The sequence below is a fragment of the Halobacillus sp. K22 genome (genome assembly GCF_052246795.1).
GTDB lineage: Bacteria > Bacillota > Bacilli > Bacillales > Halobacillaceae > Halobacillus.
In genome coordinates this window covers 67,576-85,114 of record NZ_JBQQCN010000003.1, presented here as the reverse complement: position 1 = coordinate 85,114, position 17,539 = coordinate 67,576, and the positions used below count along the sequence as shown (strand labels likewise).

General features: G+C 41.4%; 15 protein-coding genes. 2 read left to right on the top strand and 13 right to left on the bottom strand.

All coding sequences use genetic code 11. The features are described 5' to 3' along the window. Positions 1-112: 112 nt before the first annotated feature. The 3 genes from ACTWPM_RS03475 to ACTWPM_RS03465 are packed head-to-tail and all read right to left on the bottom strand — an operon-like array spanning position 113 to position 3,849. A complete protein-coding gene (locus tag ACTWPM_RS03475) occupies positions 113-1,558 on the bottom strand; it encodes an FAD-binding oxidoreductase (RefSeq protein WP_443131682.1) in 1,446 nt (481 codons plus the stop codon). 43 nt (positions 1,559-1,601) lie between these two features. After that, positions 1,602-3,044, bottom strand: coding sequence for an FGGY-family carbohydrate kinase (locus ACTWPM_RS03470; protein WP_443131681.1), 1,443 nt, complete (start codon positions 3,042-3,044; stop codon positions 1,602-1,604). 28 nt (positions 3,045-3,072) lie between these two features. After that, positions 3,073-3,849, bottom strand: a complete 777-nt coding sequence (locus ACTWPM_RS03465; RefSeq protein WP_443131680.1) for an SDR family oxidoreductase — start codon at positions 3,847-3,849, stop codon at positions 3,073-3,075. Positions 3,850-4,113: 264 nt separating this feature from the next. On the opposite strand from ACTWPM_RS03465, the gene ACTWPM_RS03460 reads away from it, so the two are divergent. Beyond that, the gene (locus ACTWPM_RS03460) at positions 4,114-4,680 is read left to right on the top strand and encodes a glycerol-3-phosphate responsive antiterminator (RefSeq protein ID WP_443131679.1); all 567 of its coding nucleotides are present in this window, start codon (positions 4,114-4,116) and stop codon (positions 4,678-4,680) included. 811 nt (positions 4,681-5,491) lie between these two features. On the opposite strand, the gene ACTWPM_RS03455 is transcribed toward ACTWPM_RS03460, so the two are convergent. Next, complete coding sequence (locus tag ACTWPM_RS03455; RefSeq protein WP_443131678.1) at positions 5,492-7,048, bottom strand: PTS transporter subunit EIIC; 1,557 nt, start codon at positions 7,046-7,048, stop codon at positions 5,492-5,494. A gap of 88 nt (positions 7,049-7,136) precedes the next feature. Continuing rightward, positions 7,137-8,486 carry a 6-phospho-alpha-glucosidase gene (locus tag ACTWPM_RS03450; RefSeq protein ID WP_443131677.1) on the bottom strand — a complete coding sequence of 450 codons (1,350 nt, stop codon included), beginning with the start codon at positions 8,484-8,486 and terminating at the stop codon, positions 7,137-7,139. A 147-nt stretch (positions 8,487-8,633) separates the two neighbouring features. Between ACTWPM_RS03450 and ACTWPM_RS03445 the strand changes: the two genes are divergently transcribed. Further along, positions 8,634-9,347 (top strand): GntR family transcriptional regulator, encoded by a 714-nt coding sequence (locus tag ACTWPM_RS03445; protein ID WP_443131676.1) that lies wholly within the window; start codon positions 8,634-8,636, stop codon positions 9,345-9,347. Positions 9,348-9,414: 67 nt separating this feature from the next. Here ACTWPM_RS03445 and ACTWPM_RS03440 read toward each other — a convergent pair whose 3' ends face one another. From ACTWPM_RS03440 to ACTWPM_RS03405, 8 genes are all read right to left on the bottom strand, one after another. Continuing rightward, complete coding sequence (locus ACTWPM_RS03440) at positions 9,415-10,152, bottom strand: TspO/MBR family protein (RefSeq protein ID WP_443131675.1); 738 nt, start codon at positions 10,150-10,152, stop codon at positions 9,415-9,417. 155 nt (positions 10,153-10,307) lie between these two features. Continuing rightward, positions 10,308-10,502 carry a hypothetical protein gene (locus ACTWPM_RS03435; protein WP_443131674.1) on the bottom strand — a complete coding sequence of 65 codons (195 nt, stop codon included), beginning with the start codon at positions 10,500-10,502 and terminating at the stop codon, positions 10,308-10,310. A 209-nt stretch (positions 10,503-10,711) separates the two neighbouring features. After that, the gene (locus ACTWPM_RS03430; RefSeq protein WP_443131673.1) at positions 10,712-11,371 is read right to left on the bottom strand and encodes a hypothetical protein; all 660 of its coding nucleotides are present in this window, start codon (positions 11,369-11,371) and stop codon (positions 10,712-10,714) included. Positions 11,372-11,739: 368 nt separating this feature from the next. After that, positions 11,740-13,272: a hypothetical protein gene (locus ACTWPM_RS03425; RefSeq protein ID WP_443131672.1), complete on the bottom strand. Its 1,533-nt coding sequence runs from the start codon at positions 13,270-13,272 to the stop codon at positions 11,740-11,742. 22 nt (positions 13,273-13,294) lie between these two features. Beyond that, a complete protein-coding gene (locus tag ACTWPM_RS03420) occupies positions 13,295-13,600 on the bottom strand; it encodes a hypothetical protein (RefSeq protein WP_443131671.1) in 306 nt (101 codons plus the stop codon). Then, positions 13,593-14,162 (bottom strand): hypothetical protein, encoded by a 570-nt coding sequence (locus ACTWPM_RS03415; RefSeq protein ID WP_443131670.1) that lies wholly within the window; start codon positions 14,160-14,162, stop codon positions 13,593-13,595. Before ACTWPM_RS03415 ends, ACTWPM_RS03420 begins: the two co-directional genes overlap by 8 nt. A gap of 200 nt (positions 14,163-14,362) precedes the next feature. Then, positions 14,363-14,872, bottom strand: a complete 510-nt coding sequence (locus ACTWPM_RS03410) for a hypothetical protein (protein ID WP_443131669.1) — start codon at positions 14,870-14,872, stop codon at positions 14,363-14,365. Between the two features lie 510 nt (positions 14,873-15,382). Then, positions 15,383-16,657, bottom strand: a complete 1,275-nt coding sequence (locus ACTWPM_RS03405) for a surface carbohydrate biosynthesis protein (RefSeq protein ID WP_443131668.1) — start codon at positions 16,655-16,657, stop codon at positions 15,383-15,385. Positions 16,658-17,539 lie beyond the last annotated feature (882 nt).

The following is a 17,539-nucleotide window of genomic DNA, read 5'->3' as shown; positions in this document are numbered from 1 at the left end:
TTACTTATGTGAAAGAAGGATACCCTTCTTCTTTTTAAACATGGAGGAAGGCGACGAGCCGCGACTTTTCACGCAGCTCGTCCTCCCAGCAATATTTTTTACCGTATATTTCTTAGTCTTCTTTAGGAAAAATTGTGCCTTTATTCATAATTCCATTAGGATCAAAGGCTTTCTTCAACGTTTCCAGAATGTAATAAGAAGAACCGTACTCATCTTTAATCCAAGGGGTCCGGTGCTTTCCAACTCCATGATGGTGCACCATGGATCCACCTGCTGCGATGGTTTCTTCTACAATAATCTTGTTAATCGGGTAGTGATATTTTGTAATTTCTTCCTCTGGCTTAATATCTACAAGATCGTAGTAGTAAACGAAATACATATTTGTTCCATTCATATAGCTGTGGGAAGAGTGTCCACCAAGCATAGTGATATGAGGGATTTCCTCACGAACGCGCTTAATGCAGCGCTCATAAATATCGTTAATTACCCCCCAGGAGCCGGATACTTCTGTAGTAAAACCAATGTTGTCGGTTTCTTTAATCTGCTGACGTTCTTCTATAACCTTGGAAGGATCCCAGTTCAAATTCTCGAACCAGTTTTGGATTAAGTTGCTTTCCACGCGTTCTCCTTCATTGTATGGAGCAACGATATCTTCAATCGCCTTTCCAGTTGCTTCAACAATAGGCTTCGGTCCTTCCGCCATAAAGATCAATACACATTTTCCTTTAGAGAACGTAAAATGATCCGCCGCATCTTCAGGGTCATACAAACGAGCGACAGAAGGACGATAGCCCTGGACCATGACCTCTCTTAAAATTTCGAAGCCTGTTTTCATGTCGTCTAAAAGATAACCATAGTACTGGTTATTTTCCGGCTGATATTGGAACACTTTCACCGTAACTTCTGTAATGTAGCAAAGGGCTCCTTCATTACCAATGATGACATGGCGAATATCCGGCCCTGCCGCACGTCTTGGTACGTTCTTTATTTTCGTGATTTCGCCGTTTGGGAACACGGCTTCGACGCCGATTACCATATCTTCAATACCGCCGTACAGAGTAGAAAGTTGACCGATACTTCTTGTGGCTACTAAACCGCCCATTTGAGCAAGCGGCTTAGACTGAGGAGAATGCCCGGTTGTTAATCCTTGCTCGCGCAATTGATCTTCAAGCTCTTCCAAAGGTACTCCGCACTTAACCGTGGCCAGCATGTCATAAGAATCAATGCTCACGATTTCATTCATAGCTGATCCATCTATCACAAGGGAGTTTTCCACGGCGGTTTCAAGCCCGCCTTCTGTAGCGGATCCGCCTGTTCTTGGTACCGCGTTAATGTTATTTTCATTCATATACTTTAGAAGCGCGGATACTTCCTGTTCATTTTTCACTTTAACGACGGCTGCCGGAAGCGGCTGTGTATAAACACCATGAATCGTTTCATACTTTCTAAAACGGTCAACACTATTTTCCTTTAGCACTTCCTCATCTGTAATCACTTGTTCCGCAGAAACAATGGACTGAACATCGCTGATAATTTGTTCTTTCGTTAACGTCATCATTAAAAACTCCTTTGCGTATTTTTTTTATAAAAACAGAACGAGCTTATGATTCATGAAAAAGCTGGTAAGATTTCTTCAATAGTTCGTCTGCATGCGAGGCTATCTGCTGGTATACCTCGTGGTTCATTCGGGTATAAAACTGATGCTTATTCTCCTCTGGAAGGAACGTATCCTCCACTTGAACCATCTGTTCAATCGCCTCTTCATAAGTGGGATATACTTCTAGAGCTACAGCCGTATTAATCGCAGAACCCAGACTGGCCGAACCGTTAACCTTTGTCCGCTTGGCCGGGATCCCAAAAACGTTGGCAAATATCTGCATCATCAAATCCCCGTTAGAACCTCCGCCCGTAATGTAAAGACTACGAAGTGTCTTGTTAAGCTCTTCACTCATGGCATCCACATTGGTTTTCATTGTGAGGGCAATGCCTTCTAGAATGGAATGATACATATGAGCCCTGGTATGCCGGCCATCAAAGCCAATCATTATCCCTTTTTTAAAGGGTTCGTCCGGCGGAGAAAGCCAATCCAGCACGGTCATTAAACCATCACTGCCAGCTGGTACATTTTCTGCAGCTTCTTTATTTAAGTATTCTTCGGGGGACAAACCAAACTCATCTGCTTTTTTCGTGAGCTCTTCTCCCAACAGATCCTTGAACCAGCTCACCGTCCACATCCCGCGACGTATGCCGCTGCATTCGTAAAGGTATTCATTGGGAACAGCTGCAAAGTTAGCAAAGTAATGTTCAGGAGCTTCAGGATTCTCGTGCCCATGAACCATACCCGCTATGTATGTTCCAAGCGAAACGAGGGCAGCATCCTCAGAAATCATACCAGCTCCCAGAGCTTCCACCGCTTTATCATTCGCGGTTGCAACAACTGGCAGGCCCAAAGGAATTCCTGTTGCCTCAGAAGCTTCCTTCGTGATGTGGCCAAGAACCGTACCTGGATATTGAAGATCAAAGAGCATATCACGTGGAATGTTATATTGTTCAAAAACCTCTTCGCTTTCACTCCAATCCCACGTATCTGTATCAATCGGCCACATACCCTGGTAATTGCCAGCTGAATCCCTGAGCTGACCAGTCAGCCGATGTGTGATATATCCGGAAGAGGTAGTGACATAGGCAACCTCAGAATTGACATGTTCATAAGGCTTAGACACTCGTTCGTCCATCCAGCTTAATGCCGGAGAAGCAAGCGTTCCGTCCTTTTTGAGTAAACAACGGACAAAGCGGATGGTGCAAAGACCAAGGCCAATGATATCTTCCTTGTTTCCGGAAAAATTGCTCATCGCTTCTTGACTTGCATCAATTAAAGAATCCCACAAATCATCCTCAGGATGCTCCACCACCCCAGGCTTTGGAAGATCCATAGGCTTTAGCTCTTTTTTTCCTTCACTGACAATTGTTCCTTGCAGGTCAAAGATCACTACTTTCGTACTCTGTGAACCTCCATCTACTCCGATTAAGTATTTATTATTCATTTTGTGCCACCTTCCCTTCGATTCTGTCTTATCGAACGAGATAGCCGCCGTCCACTGCTACAATATGGCCATTCACATAGTCTGACGCACGACTGGCCAGAAAGACGACTGCCCCCATCAAGTCCATAGGCTCTCCCCATCGATTGGCCGGTGTATGATCCAATACTTTTTGGTTGGTCTCCGGATTGTTTCTTGTTTCCTGAGTGAGCTCCGTAGCATAGTAGCCGGGTGCTATACCATTCACCTGGATGTTATAACCTGCCAGCTCATCACAGTAAGCCTTCGTTAATCCTGCTACTCCATGCTTACTGGCTGCGTAGGCAGGTGAGCCGCTCCCTCCGTGAAAAGAAAACACGGAACAAATGTTAATAATTTTCCCACGCTTCTTAGGAATCATGACTTTTGCAGCTTCATGGCTAATTTCAAATGCAGCCGTTAAGTTTACCTGGATCAGTGGATCCCATTTATCTCTTCCGAATTCATCAAACCCGGCAACCTTATTGAGTCCGGCGCTATTTACCACAATATCGAGTGATCCCATCGTTTCTACACACTGCTCAATCGTGCGCTTGGCAGCTCCATCTTCTGTAATATTTACTTGCATAAATTCCATGCGGGAGCCTTTACTTTCAATAAGTTCTCTCGTTGTTCCATCATCCTCTGTCAAACTTGCAATAAAGACATCTGCACCCGCTTCAGCTAAAGCCACAGAAAATGCACGGCCGAGACCAGAGTTCCCTCCAGTTACGAGAGCCGTTTGACCTTCGAGGGAAAAGAAATCCATCGTAAAATCTGTCAGTTTCACAGCTGTATCACTCCCTTCTCCTAAAATAATGAGCCAAAAAAAAGAGAGAAAAGCATACTTCCCCCAGGGGAAGTTACTTTTCTCTCGGCTCTAGTAACTTATCTGTCTATTAGTATAGGACTCTCTCCAAAAGCTGTCAACTTTCCCCTTTATACGACTTTACAGCCGAACCAGTCCCATTCAACAAGCAACCCGTTTAATTTTCCATCAATCTGTATCTGCTATATAATAATTAGAGAAAACTTACTGGATAAGGAGATTGTCATGAAACAGCATGTAGAAGAAGTCCTCGAAGAAAATCCCGTCATCGCTGCGGTCAAAGACAGCAATGGACTGCAGGAAGCCATTCAAACAGATTGTAATATTATCTTTATTTTAAATAGCGATATCATCAATGTCGGAAAAATCGTGGATCAAGTTAAAGCTCATGGAAAGCTTGCTTTTGTACACGTGGATCTCTTAGAAGGTACGTCTAATAAGGAAGTCGCTTTGCAATTCTTAAAAGAAAGCACCAAAGCCGACGGCATTATTAGTACAAAAGCTCAGATGGTTCATGCAGCAAGAAACTATGGCTTTTACACGGTACATCGCTTCTTTCTGGTCGACTCTATTTCTTTCAAAAGCATTGATAAACAAATCGCAAACTCCAACCCGCACTTCATCGAAATTCTTCCAGGCATGATGCCTAAGGCCATCGGTTGGGTAAAAGATAAAATTGATGTACCCATCATAGCGAGTGGCTTAGTTTGCGAAAAAGTAGATGTCGTTACAGCCTTACAGGCAGGAGCCATCGCCATTTCCTCAACAAATAATGAAGTGTGGTATATGTAAATGTAATTTAAGTCTATCTCCTCACCTTTCCCTTCTTGCTTTATTTACAGACCAAGTTAAACTTCCGAATTAAAATTCCAGTAAAGCTCCCGTTACTGGAAGACTCAGTTTCGAGACTTTTGTGAGAATTAGGTCCGGAGGGGGACGATTTCGCTTTCCGGCCCTGCACGACGCAGGGTCGTTCGACGTTGCCACACGACGTGGCGTTCTTAGTCGAACCTCCTCTTCTGTGCTGAGCCTCCTCAGGCTTCGCCTTCCGGGATCTTACCGATCATGTTCATCCCGCAGGAGTCTGCATCGTCCCCCTTCGGACCTTTCGATATATGGAGCTCGAAATCATGTTTGAAAACCTCTGGTTTATGATGGAGAAACATTTTTAACAACGAGCTTATCCAGATGAATGAACCTCGTTATATAAGCATTTGAGGCGAATCAAACTCTCTTTTCGCCTATAGAAGGGTCCGTGCACTCTTCATCATAGGGAGGCGAAGGAAACGACGAGACTCCCGCGGGAGAAGGAGCTAGGCGAGACCCCACAGGGAGTGACAGCGACCGAGGAGGCTTGCCAGTTCCCCCGCAGGAAAGCGAGTTGTTTTCCGTAGCCTCCCTCATCAATTTAAGGCGACGGACCCGAATTATCTCGAAACTGAGTCTTCCACAATCCGGCCCTATAACGTAATAAACCTCTGTTAAATATCAACAATAACCTTTATAAAATAAAAGCCTGCATGAGCTTTTTGAACTCATGGCAGGCTTTTTTGATTCAGGTTTTTATCTTCACTCAAACCCGAAAATGATTATTCAAGCTTCATCAGGATACACTTGAATTCTCCCTAATACGATTAATCTCATTTTTATAAAGATCGGAACGGCCTCCGAAGATCGCTTGAATATTCTGATCTACTTTAACTACGCCGGCGGCTCCAAGAGCTTTTAACTCCTCTTCATCGATCTTGCTGACTTCGTTTACTTCGACTCTTAATCTGGTAAAGCAGGCATCCACATGTTTCAAGTTGGATTCCCCGCCTAAAGCCGTCATAATCGATGCGGCCGTTTCACGAGTCTGTTCGGATTTTCCACCTTTTTTCTTTTCGTTGAAATCCTTACGTGTGTAAAGCTTGTTCTCTTGACCTCCACGGCCTGGAGTAGCCAAATCCCATTTTTTAATAGCAAAGGAGAATGAGAAATAATAAACAACGAAGAAGATGGCTCCGACTACGATATTCATCCACCAATTATTTGTGCCTGGAATCGCATTGACCAGCACATAATCGATGAGGCCGGATCCTCCTGCCCAGCCGATATTAGCGTCTAACATATACATAGCCGCAAAGGATATGCCAGCTAATACGGCGTGAAACACAAATAGGAGAGGCGCTACGAATAAGAATGTAAATTCAATAGGCTCTGTGATTCCGGTAATAAAGGCTGTACCAGCAGCAGCCACAAGCATTCCTTTTACTACGGGACGGTTTTTCTTGTCCGCCTGACGATACATAGCAAGAGCCGCTCCGACAAGTCCAAACATGATCACAGGGAATTTACCAGCCATGAAACGTCCAGCGGTTACTTCCACTCCTTCAGCCACTTGTGCTAAAAAGATGTACTGGTCTCCGGATACAGCACTTCCTGCAACTTCAGCTGTACCACCTAGTGAGGTCCATAAAAACGGGGCGTACCAAATATGGTGAAGTCCGGTTGGTATAAGAACCCTTTCAAGGAAACCGTATAATCCAATGTAAAGCGGGTTCGTTGCTCCATTGGCAATCACGTTAGCTACTGCATTAATGCCACCTTGAATCGGAGGCCACACGACCATCATAGCCATAGCAAGAAATATGGAAGAGAAAACCATGGCTATCCCGACCGAACGATCCCCAGCAAAGAATCCAAGTACTTCGGGTGGATCAAATTCGTGAAATTTATTGTAAATAAAAACAGCGAGTAAACCGACAACAATCCCTCCGAGCACTCCCGTTTCCAGAGTGGGAATGCCCAGGGCAGAACCATATTCTCCGCTTTCCTGTACCATCTCAGGTGTGATGCTGAGCGCAAAAGAAATGGTTTTATTCATAATAACGTACCCTAATAGTGCAGCCAGTGCAGCAATTCCCGACCCATTCGTTAGACCGATTGCGACACCAAGGGCAAATATAATAGCCAAGTTATTGAATATGCTGATTCCAATGTCCGACATTCCTTGACCGATGAACTGAATCGCATCATTTTGTAAAAAGGTCAGCGTTTCTGACAGTGGACCCGTAAGGGCGGCGCCAATTCCAAGTAATATACCTGCGGCAGGCAAGAGGGCGACTGGCACCATCAACGACTTACCAAACTTCTGTAAAGCTCCAAAATGTTTTTTCATGATCTAGCTTATCCTCCTTTTAAGCAAACGCTTTCTTACTAAGGGAAAGAATAGACCCGAATACACGGTCCGGGTCTATCTATTTTAATTAAACCGTTTGAGCGTTTTTACTAGCGTACAATTCTGGCCAATAGTTCTTGTTCGCATCAATCATATCGTCAAGGATCTTTCTTGCTCTTGGAGCATCGACCACGGTGCGGTTTAAGGTCAAGGCTTGCAAGGCCTTCTCATAGCTATTTTCATAGTAAGCATCTACCACGAGTTTTTCGTAAGCCAACTGGCCTTCAATTAGCCCTTTATAAAAAGTAGAAATGTGACCTACGGCGAATGGTTTGGGTCCGCGATTGGTTATGACTGAAGGAACCTCCACCATGACATCGTCAGGTAAATTGGCAATCGTTCCATTGTTCTCGACCATGACAATAAAAATGTCACCGTTGTTATAGGCCATGGATGCCGCCACTCGAATCATGTAACGGCCATGGATATCTACTTCAAGCTCTACATTTTCAGTAGTATCGTCCGCAATAATTTGATCAGCCAGGGTATGAACCCGCTTTTCGCGACCGTTAATAACCTGGCGGGCACGGGTATTATCCGGCTCTTCTTTATCCACCATCTGTGAAGGATATAAATAATACTGCAAATACGTGTTAGGTAAATATTCAGGAAAATCCGTCACCATCTGTTCGACTTGTTTGAACGTTTTAATCCAGGAAGGATCATTAGCGATCTCAGCATCTTCAGGAATAAATCCATCCTCTGTAATAGCACGCTTAATCGTGTCTGTATGATCCTTGCCATCTTTATCTAAGATTCTAGTAAACCAGCCAAAGTGATTAAGACCAAAGTATTCAGGGACAAGATCAAATACGTCCTTACCTAGTATTCCAGCATAACTCACCATAATTGCCGCCGGCATATCACAAATATTCAGCAGCTTCTTATCTTCAGGAAATTCACGGCGGAGAGCTTCCGCAACAATGGCAGCTGGATTCGTGTAATTTAAAATCCAGGCTTCAGGGGAGTAATGGCGAATATCATTGACGAGATCAATCATATCTCCAATGGAACGAAGCCCGTAAGCCATGCCGCCAGGGCCGCATGTTTCCTGCCCTACAGCCCCGTATCGAAGTGGAATCTGTTCATCCTGCTCACGCATCGCAAGCCCACCGGTACGAATTTGCACAAAAACAAAATCAGCGTCTGTTAATGCTTCCTTCTTATCCGTCGTATAATTGAATGATTCAAGTTCTGGATATTTCTCGCGCAAGATGATTTCTGATGCTTTTGCTATTTTCTCCTGACGTTCCGCATTGGTGTCATAGAATGTAATCGACTTTAACGGAAACTGTTCTTTCTCCGCCACTAAACTCATAATCATGCCAATGGTATAAGTGCTACCGCCGCCAACCACAACAAGATTTTGCTTTTTCATAGGATACGCCTCCTGATAGGTCTTATATTTGTATTAAATAATTGTTAATATGAATATAATACATATTTATGAAAGCGTCAACATTTGTATCGAAATTTTTATGATCATTGGTTATAATATGGATATAGATGAACAGGAGGAATTCGTATGGCAGCTCCTTTATATCGAAGGATTGCACAACAAATAAAAGAGGATATTTCTGAAGGGGTTTGGAAAGAAGGAGAGGCTATACCAACAGAACTCCACCTTTCTGAACAATACCAGGCCTCGCGCGTCACCGTGCGGCAGGCGGTTAAAGTTCTTGTGGAAGAAGGATTACTGGAAAGAATTCAGGGTAGCGGCACCTATGTAAAAGAACAAAAGATTGAACACAATATATTTGAATTAATCAGTTTTACAGAAGAAATGAGAAAGCTTGATAAACAACCGGTCAATCGCATTCTTGATTTCCAATTAATTGATCCTACTGATTATATAAAAAGAATGCTTCAGCTTTCCGACGGGGAAAAAGTCTTTTTTGTACGCAGGCAGCGACTTGTGGATGAAGTTCCCTATGTATTGGAAGAAACCTATCTCCCAGTAATGATGTTTCCAAATCTATCGTATGGAATTATGACTGGATCAAAATATGACTATATTGAGAAAGAGGTAGGAAAAAAAATAAAGGAAAGCTTTCAGGAAGTGATCCCTGTTTTACCAACCCCGGATATAGCTGAGGCTTTAACCGTAGATGAGTCTTCTCCGATTTTAAAAATGCAGTCCTATAGTATTTTTACAGATGGGACGGTTTTCGAATACAGCGAGAACTATTTTAAAAGTGACGAATATAAATTCACTCTCCGGGCTAAGCGAGTCCAATAATCTGATCAAGCAAAACATGAAAAAGGGTGCTTCTCCAATTAGTGAGAAGCACCCTTTTCTGTGAATTTTATCTCTGTCCTTTTCTTTGCTTAAAGGCATAAAAAACCGTAACCAACAGAATGAGACTCGCAAGAATATAAGAGGAATACACTACAAGCGGCACATCGGCATCTTGATTTCTAATACCTATTCCGACGAACGCCCAGACAAACACGAGCGGATATACCCAGTCATTTTTTGTTATTAAAATATAGAAAGCAAGCAGGGTTGCTACGATGAGGAGTATGAAAGTCCAGATTGAAGCAGAAATTCCAAACCCATTCCATTCAATGTACGTCAGGAAGTAGCTGATATTAGCAATTGTAGCTACGCTGATCCAGCCAAGATACACGGAAAATGGCAATCGATCCAGAAACGAAGCATCGACCGCTTTCGCTTTTACATAAAGACGAATAAGAGTAAGAAGTAAAAGGAGCATGACGATGACCGAAAGTCCAAAGAAGTTATAATGCCACATAAAAATCCAAAGGCTGTTAAGAATGCAGCTTAAAACGAATAGCGAACTTACTGCTTGATAGATCGGCAGCTCCCGTCTGCTTGAGGGAAACTGGCGGAGCACCCAGATGCCAAGCAGAATGTAGATTACTCCCCATATGCTGAACACATATCCCGCCGGAGTAAACAAGACGTTCAGCCTGTTTGAAATTTCACCTGTTGTCTGGCCATTAAGAGGAAGCGCATTGGCGAGTCCATTAACGATGACAACAAGCAGATAAGCGAGTAGATTCATAATAAATTTACCCATTGGAACACTCCTTTTCAAAAACAGTTATGATACATAATATTCCTTTTCCCCCTTGAATAAAACGTTTTTCCAGAAAACAAGCACACTGAAGATGAACAAAAAAAGACTGCTAAAAATATTCCGCTAAACGAAAAAACTCCCCAGAAGGGAGCTTTTTACTTGTATTGGTATTTACTTGAGTTTTCGAGAACTAAAAAATAGTTGAGAACAAATTGACGAACTTCCCACTCAGGTACCTCTTGTTTTCCATCGGTGAAACCACTTGGACTATAAGAATAATTCCCGAACTGCGCGCGTTCCTCTTGCTTCATTTCCATGATCACCTGGTTGGTCTTCTCCATATAACTCACGCTTATCATCCTTTTTAGAATCAGTATGGACAAAAGAAAGAGATTTTATAATGATTTTTATAGTTTGCTATGAATAGTAGTCTTTCAGGAACACACCGGTTTCCCCTGTTAAGGTAGAAAACTATCGATTAAAATTTTTAAGTTACGATATTCTACCGGGTAATTTCAGTGCTTTTTCGTATATCTTTGAAGTCATTTCACCTCCATTTTTAACCTTTTAAACCTTTTGGAAATATAGTCACTAACCGATTAAGCAGACTTGAAGAATCAAATTTTATATTCATATCTGCAAATACTTCCTGGTAGTGATCCAGCCACTGATCCAGGGATGTTTCTTTACCGAGACTTTCATCATCGACGAAATTCACGAGCCCAAGCCACGTAGGAATTTTCATTTTTTCATTCAATATATACAAGTAAGCTAAACGATTGGATAATTGATAGTACTGATTTAACCATATATGCATCAAGGACTCTGACCCAAAAACGGCTTTTGTCTCTCTTATAGTTCGTTCGATCAGATCTACACTATGGGAATCCGTTGCTTTTATTTTTGATCTCATTTCCTTTACATGAGCTTTTGCTTCTACTAACAATAACCCCTTCCTGCCATCCTTTCCACGGACCATTGCAATGCCATCCCACCTCGGACCTTGAGCAGGCCAATAACCCTTCATTTGAGATTTAGCACTCTTCCATTCATCCTCTAAATCGAGAAATTCATTACGATATTCTTTATGATTTTCATTTTCCAATGGAGAATACCAAGTCATATCTTTACCTTTATCCATAAAAGAAATCAGTGATGGAGAACTCATTAAGATCATGTCATTAAGTTCACGTGAATGATGATTAACATACTCTTCCATTAAAAATTGACTGCCTTTTTTAGTCTCATTTTTAATTTTACATACACCTCACTAACTCGATTTTTGTTTTACTCCTTGATGTATTAAGTATTCTCCAGAATTATGTAATCACCTTTATTATGGAAATAAATTTAAGATATGCAATTGGTTATGACCTTTTCACTTCGAGGACCACATGACATCCACAAGAATTCTGTAAAAATCCTAAAAAGGCAATCCACCATTTCAGTGAATTGCCTTTCCCACAGCATTATCATATTACAAGGAATATATGCCTTCTTTGTCCCCTTTTTCTTAGTCAGCCTCTTGCTTCATCGGTAAGAATTTAACGAATGTTGAACTCGATTCATACTAGTACTCCTGCTCATTTAATCTATTTCATCTATACTATCTTCTAACTCATGAATATCACTCGTCAGTTCCTCTAACTTTCGTTCTAATGCTTTAACAAAAGCGACCTTTCCATTGAATTGATTTCCTTCTCTCATAGTTCCACCCAATAGGAAATGCATTTGCTTCTCCATATCCGATAAAAGAGCTGCCTCTTCTACTTTCTCTTTTTCTAAAGTTGTTTTTTGATCCTCATATTTTTCTTTTAGAATCGAGTTTTCGTTTTTTAAATGTTCTATGTCAGCATACAATTGATCCACTTTAGTTTTGTGATCCTTCGATTGCTTTAACCAGGATGATCTTTGTCTTTCAAAGTCTTCACTCAGCTTTTCCTTTTCATTTACAATGTTTTTCATTTCTACCTGGTGTCTTCTATTTTTCTCCTCATACTCTTTGATCTTGTTTCTTAAACTTTCCCCTTCTTTTTCGTATTTTTCCTTCCAATGATTTTTTTGAGTCATTACCTCCTGGTTTTCCGTTTGTAGACTCTTTATTTCAATAGATTTATTTTCACATTCCTTCTCCTGAAGAGTAATGGCTGCCTCTAAATTACTTACCTTAGACCTTAGAGATTCCTGAACCTCTTTAGATTGGGAAATCGTTTGGTTGGCTTCTTTAAGTTTGTCTTCCATCTCCTGTTTAACTTCGGCTACCGTTTTTCTTAACTGCACATTTTCTTGATCAGAGGCAGACATCGTCTCTCTTGCCTTCTGAAAATCTTTCTTTACCTGGACATAACTGACATGAAGGAAGTTATTATCTTTCTGTGACTGAGATAACCTTCCACGAACTTCTCCAAGGTTTCCTTCCAATTCCTTAACCGTGTGATTCAAATCTCGTTTTTGATCTTTTAATTCTGAATTCTGCTCCTGCCAATTTTGTATTTCTTTCTGGAGCCTTTCTTCCTGCTTTTCTAAACGGGCCGTACGTTCTTCAAATCCTTGAATACGTTTTTTCAACTCTTCGTTTACAGCTCGTGTATCTTCCAGCTGTTGCTTAACCTCGGATAACGTTTTTCTTAACAGTACGATTTCTTGATCAGAGATCGACTTCGCTTCTTTTGCCCTCTGAAATTCTTTCTTTACCTGGACATAACTGACATGAAGAAGGTTATTATCTTTCTGTGACTGCGATAACCTTACACGAACTTCTCCAAGGTTTCCTTCCAATTCCTTAACTGTGTGATTCAAATCTCGTTTTTGCTCTCTTAATTCCGCATTCTGCTCCTGCCAATCTTGTATTTCTTTCTGGAGCCTTTCTTCCTGCTTTTCTAAACGAGCCGTACGTTCTTCAAATCCCTGGAGACGTTTGCTTAATTCTCCCCTGACCACTGTTTCCTGATTCCGCCATTCTTCTATTTCCTGCATGAGCACTGAATTCTCGACTTTTAACTTCTCCAGCTGAGAGTAATGATAATTATTTTGATAGTCTTGGACTTTCTTTTTATATTTATCCAGTTCAGCCCTGTAATAGATGATCCTTTGCTGCAACTGAATCGAATCCTTCTTCATTAAAAAGTCCTCCCATTCAAAATTAGGATTTCTCTTCTATCATTTTGAGCACTTCTTCAAACTCCCCCCTGCTCTCATCTGTCATCCGTTCGACTTCTTTAATGGCGGCACTAAAATCCTCTGGAGGTGAAGCTACTGCAGAAGGAACATATGAACTTCCATTGCTTCGGGACAAATAACTGAGAAGAAGCAAATTCAAGGTATGGTTCTCCAAGAATACAAAACTACTGTTTCCCTTATCGTTTTGTCTCACTTCATTGAGTTGATTTTCCAACAACCCCTTCATCAATTGCTTCATTAATAATTCATGGTTATCCTGTTCAGTCATCCTGCTCTACCTCCTTCTTTGGCACGGTACCATTGAGATTGATAGAATTAAGGGCCGCCATCCCCTCTTTATTTTCCTCACTATAAACAAATCCCGTAATGCTTCCTGCATAGGCGCCTTCTGCGGTCCATTTGACTTGGAAGTTGTTAAAAGTAAGTGTTTGACCTGGAGGGATAGTGGATTGCTCTAACGGTTTTAACCAATACTCTTCTTTATTATCTCTTTCATTTACCCGCTTCCACCCTCCCTGAGCACGACGCGGCATTTTTGACTCGTCGTAAACAAATCGGCCGGAAAAAGAAAACGGAGCCCCTTCAGAAATCTTGATACAGAGGTAAGGATTGTTTATTGGACTAGAGGATAAGTTTTTGATATGAAAAGATCCCAGGCATAAATTATCATCGTCTGGAACATGGGTGATGCTTAGACTGTATGTAAAGTAGCAGATAAATGGTGTGGAAGGTGCAGAGTGTTGAAGCAGCTCTTTCATTCGAGTCAAGTAATCCTGGGTCTGCTGGTGGTAAGCGTGAATCTTGGATGTCAGTTCTTTGCTGTCGCTCATTTTTTCCACCCCTTCTGAAAAACAAAAATAAAGAGAGAAATACCTCCCTTTATCTTATGATTGGCTATTAGCTATTATCACCATTGTTACTCTTCCCCGTCCGGCCAAATAATGAAAAAGCGTGAAATCAAGATTGTTAAAATCCGATTTCACGCTCTCATCATTGTGGGGTTAATTTTACTCCACCGTTGGCCGGAGACTTAAGCTTCTCCGTTACCACCGTTAAAATCAGGGAAAACAATTGGACATTGTGGCGGACGGACAGGAGTAGGACAAGGAGTTGGTAATACGTCTCTAGGCTCACAGAATTCAGCTAGGAATTCAACCGTTACAGGGAATGATGATTGAATACTTTGGCAAAGTCTAACAGTGATCTGAGCATCAAATGTTGCTAGTTCGTCTGTATCTGTGCCATCATCGTTACAATCAAACGTACATACAAAGCAGTCTGCATCTGAGTATGTTACATCCACCTCTGTACCTTCTGGTGCGCACAATACCACTTGTTCACAGCGAGAGAATTCCAATTCCACTAGCTCCATACTTCCATTGATAGGAATTGAGATAGTAACGTCGAAGTTCTTACGTAGGTTTACCACCTGAAGAATCGTTTCTACTCCATCAATCACGAATGTACGATTGTTTCTTTCTAGAACCTCAACCACTCCAGGTGTAACCGTGCATGTTACATCCGCAGTATCAAAATCCATACAATCTACTCCATCTGGCAGATCAATGTCAGTCAAAGTAAGATCAAATGTTGCTTCGTTAATAACCCAATCGTACACCTTATCGACGTTAATACAAATTAATTCTTGCCCACCACTTAAATTGTTTGCTTGCATAGTTGCAAACACCTCCAAGGAAAATTATTGTTCTTGCATTCGTAGCATATGATTGCGATTGACATTTGGTACAGTGCATTAGCGGAACTCTGGGTTAATTTTCATAATAAGTACTTGAGTAAAACTGTGCTTTCCCCATAGTTTATTACTGTTTAACTGAATGGTGACAAATGTCTAGAAAAAATTTCTAAAGCGAGTTAAAGCAACCGCATTTAAATGAGGGGAGCAATCATTGAAGGCGGCAAGAAAAAGAAGCATCTTTGAGGAATTTACGTTCCTTCAAGATGCTTCTTTTTCTTGGGGTCAAACTATACACCTTACATATTAATGAGGAAATTAAAGTGATAAAAAATTAGTTTGCTGACCGACAATTTTTTAATCTGAGCGCAATTCAAATAAATTGGCAGTTAATTCCTTGATGTTAACATTAGACGATGAAGATTGTTCAATTTCATCCAGTTTACCAAAAAAATATTCAATTTCTTCTTTCCTCAAATAAGGGAATCGATACTTAATCTTATCCTTTTTTTCCGGTTTTAATGATGTCGGCTCCTGAGCGAGGGGGGGACTTTTTACACTAAGCTTGTTCAATAGGCGGATGATGTCTTTATAGGCGTATCCCCTTTTCACCCCCGCATAATAATCAGGCAGTGAAGTGGACCTGAGTCTTTCATTAGAATGATCGCTGTTTTGGGTATCATAAAAGCTATCAATAAACGAGAACAAGTCCTTCTCGGTTGACGCAATTAAACTTACTTCATTTGGTAAATCCACGTCATACTTGCCCGATTTAAAAGGCATATAGGAGATAACTGGTTTCGCGAGTAAAGCCGCTTCAATACCTGTGGTGCAGCCATTGTGTATGACCATCTTGGAAGCGAGTATCCAGTGAATAACATTACCAACTTGAATAATTTTGACATTTTCACAATTCGATAATGCCTTTCGATAGGACTGAACGTTCTCAGTCGGATGTGGTCTAATAATAATAGGTACGGATGGATATTTCTCGCTTATCCTTCTGATTAATGTAATAAAAGAATAATAAAGTTTTTTAATATATAGAGACGAAGGGTTGGAAGTCCCCTTCTTCTTTCCTCGTCTATGATTATAAAGTGAAAACCTTGTATTAATTAAAATGAATTCTCCGTGTTTAGTCCTGAGGGAATTTGCTTTTTCTTCGTAAAGTTTCCTGAATTTTCCCTGTAATAAATCAAACCGAGGATTCCCTACTGCATGACATTTATTTTTCTCTCCGGGATACGCAGTACTAATTATGTTTTGCTGATACTCCCCCCAACAATATTCCTGTTCCACCAATCTTAATATCCCTTTATTCATCCTGTCTGATAAATAAGCCGCCTCATCATGAATGATGAGACCTTCTTCATCTAATTCCACTAGAGTATGACCTAATCTTTTGGCGCTGGTAAGCATTCTTTTCCTAATACGCTCCGGATACCCTTTTGAAAAGAAAATACCTTTTGGGAATTTGTGTGATGCTGTCTCTACCGCTTTGTGTTCTCCTATAATTACCCGGTAATTTTCCTTTACAGCATAATACGCAAGCAATAATTTCGCATCTAATTCCCTGGACTTTATTTCTATAGGTAAATAAAGAACGGTGTTCTCTTTTTTCACTTTTTTCATCCAAGTTCCTGCCTTTCCTGTAGTCTTTGTAAAAGGTTAGTGTTTATTTTTTCATAAAAGACTTATTAAGCTAAAGGGCCGTATAGTTGAAGACTCAGTTTCGAGATATTTTGTAGAGAAAGGGGCTCCAGGGAACGACTCGCTTTCCGCGGGCATGTGGTGAGCTTCCTCAGGCTTCGCCTTCCGGGATCTCACCGATCATGTTCATCCCGCAGGAGTCTTCGCCGTTCCCTTCCGCCCCTTTGCGATCATTGAGAGCTCAAAATTGTCTGCATAAACGCCTTCCAATGAACAAGGATCATCTATGATTCACACTGGTCTTTACGTGTGTTTAGCTATAGAAACCCTGTTATATAAGCATTGGAAGCAGATGTGGCATGGCTTCTATCTCCTATAGCAGGGTCCGTTCACAAGAAATGGCTGGGTTGGTGGGGAAATGGCGAGACTCCCATGGGAGAAGGAACTAGGTGAGATCCCGCAGGGAGTGAAACGAGCGAGGAAGCTCAGCGTTCCCCCATAGGAAAGCGAGTTATTTCCCCACCAGCCCTCTTCCAAATAGAGTAACGGTCCCCATTTATCTCGAAACTGAGTCTTCCAGTAATGGGAGCTTTACTTTAATATCCTCAGGAAACTTTTAGAGAGCCTTCCTGTGAGAAATTGTCTCATTCGCTAATCCCCTAATCCTAATAGTCCCGTAAAAGTTAGTTGTAGAATGTATTATCTATTTCTACATAGTGGTTCTTTTTGTTGGGGGAGTAATTACCGGCCTTTCCTAATGTCCGTAGAATTATATTCTGTTCGTGTGAAGCATATGATTGGTAGTAGCTGTGTGATTCTAGAGTCAGCTTTGTTGTTTTCCGCGATAGATACTGTTGTAACGAT

Bases quoted from the DNA above. Each gene is read 5' to 3' on its own strand.
- ACTWPM_RS03475 (WP_443131682.1), bottom strand. From the start codon at position 1,558: ATGATGACGTTAACGAAAGAACAAATTATCAGCGATGTTCAGTCCATT.
- ACTWPM_RS03470 (WP_443131681.1), bottom strand. From the start codon at position 3,044: ATGAATAATAAATACTTAATCGGAGTAGATGGAGGTTCACAGAGTACG.
- ACTWPM_RS03460 (WP_443131679.1), top strand. From the start codon at position 4,114: ATGAAACAGCATGTAGAAGAAGTCCTCGAAGAAAATCCCGTCATCGCT.
- ACTWPM_RS03455 (WP_443131678.1), bottom strand. From the start codon at position 7,048: ATGAAAAAACATTTTGGAGCTTTACAGAAGTTTGGTAAGTCGTTGATG.
- ACTWPM_RS03450 (WP_443131677.1), bottom strand. From the start codon at position 8,486: ATGAAAAAGCAAAATCTTGTTGTGGTTGGCGGCGGTAGCACTTATACC.
- ACTWPM_RS03445 (WP_443131676.1), top strand. From the start codon at position 8,634: ATGGCAGCTCCTTTATATCGAAGGATTGCACAACAAATAAAAGAGGAT.
- ACTWPM_RS03440 (WP_443131675.1), bottom strand. From the start codon at position 10,152: ATGGGTAAATTTATTATGAATCTACTCGCTTATCTGCTTGTTGTCATC.
- ACTWPM_RS03430 (WP_443131673.1), bottom strand. From the start codon at position 11,371: ATGGAAGAGTATGTTAATCATCATTCACGTGAACTTAATGACATGATC.
- ACTWPM_RS03425 (WP_443131672.1), bottom strand. From the start codon at position 13,272: ATGAAGAAGGATTCGATTCAGTTGCAGCAAAGGATCATCTATTACAGG.
- ACTWPM_RS03420 (WP_443131671.1), bottom strand. From the start codon at position 13,600: ATGACTGAACAGGATAACCATGAATTATTAATGAAGCAATTGATGAAG.
- ACTWPM_RS03415 (WP_443131670.1), bottom strand. From the start codon at position 14,162: ATGAGCGACAGCAAAGAACTGACATCCAAGATTCACGCTTACCACCAG.
- ACTWPM_RS03410 (WP_443131669.1), bottom strand. From the start codon at position 14,872: ATGGATTTTGATACTGCGGATGTAACATGCACGGTTACACCTGGAGTG.
- ACTWPM_RS03405 (WP_443131668.1), bottom strand. From the start codon at position 16,657: ATGAAAAAAGTGAAAAAAGAGAACACCGTTCTTTATTTACCTATAGAA.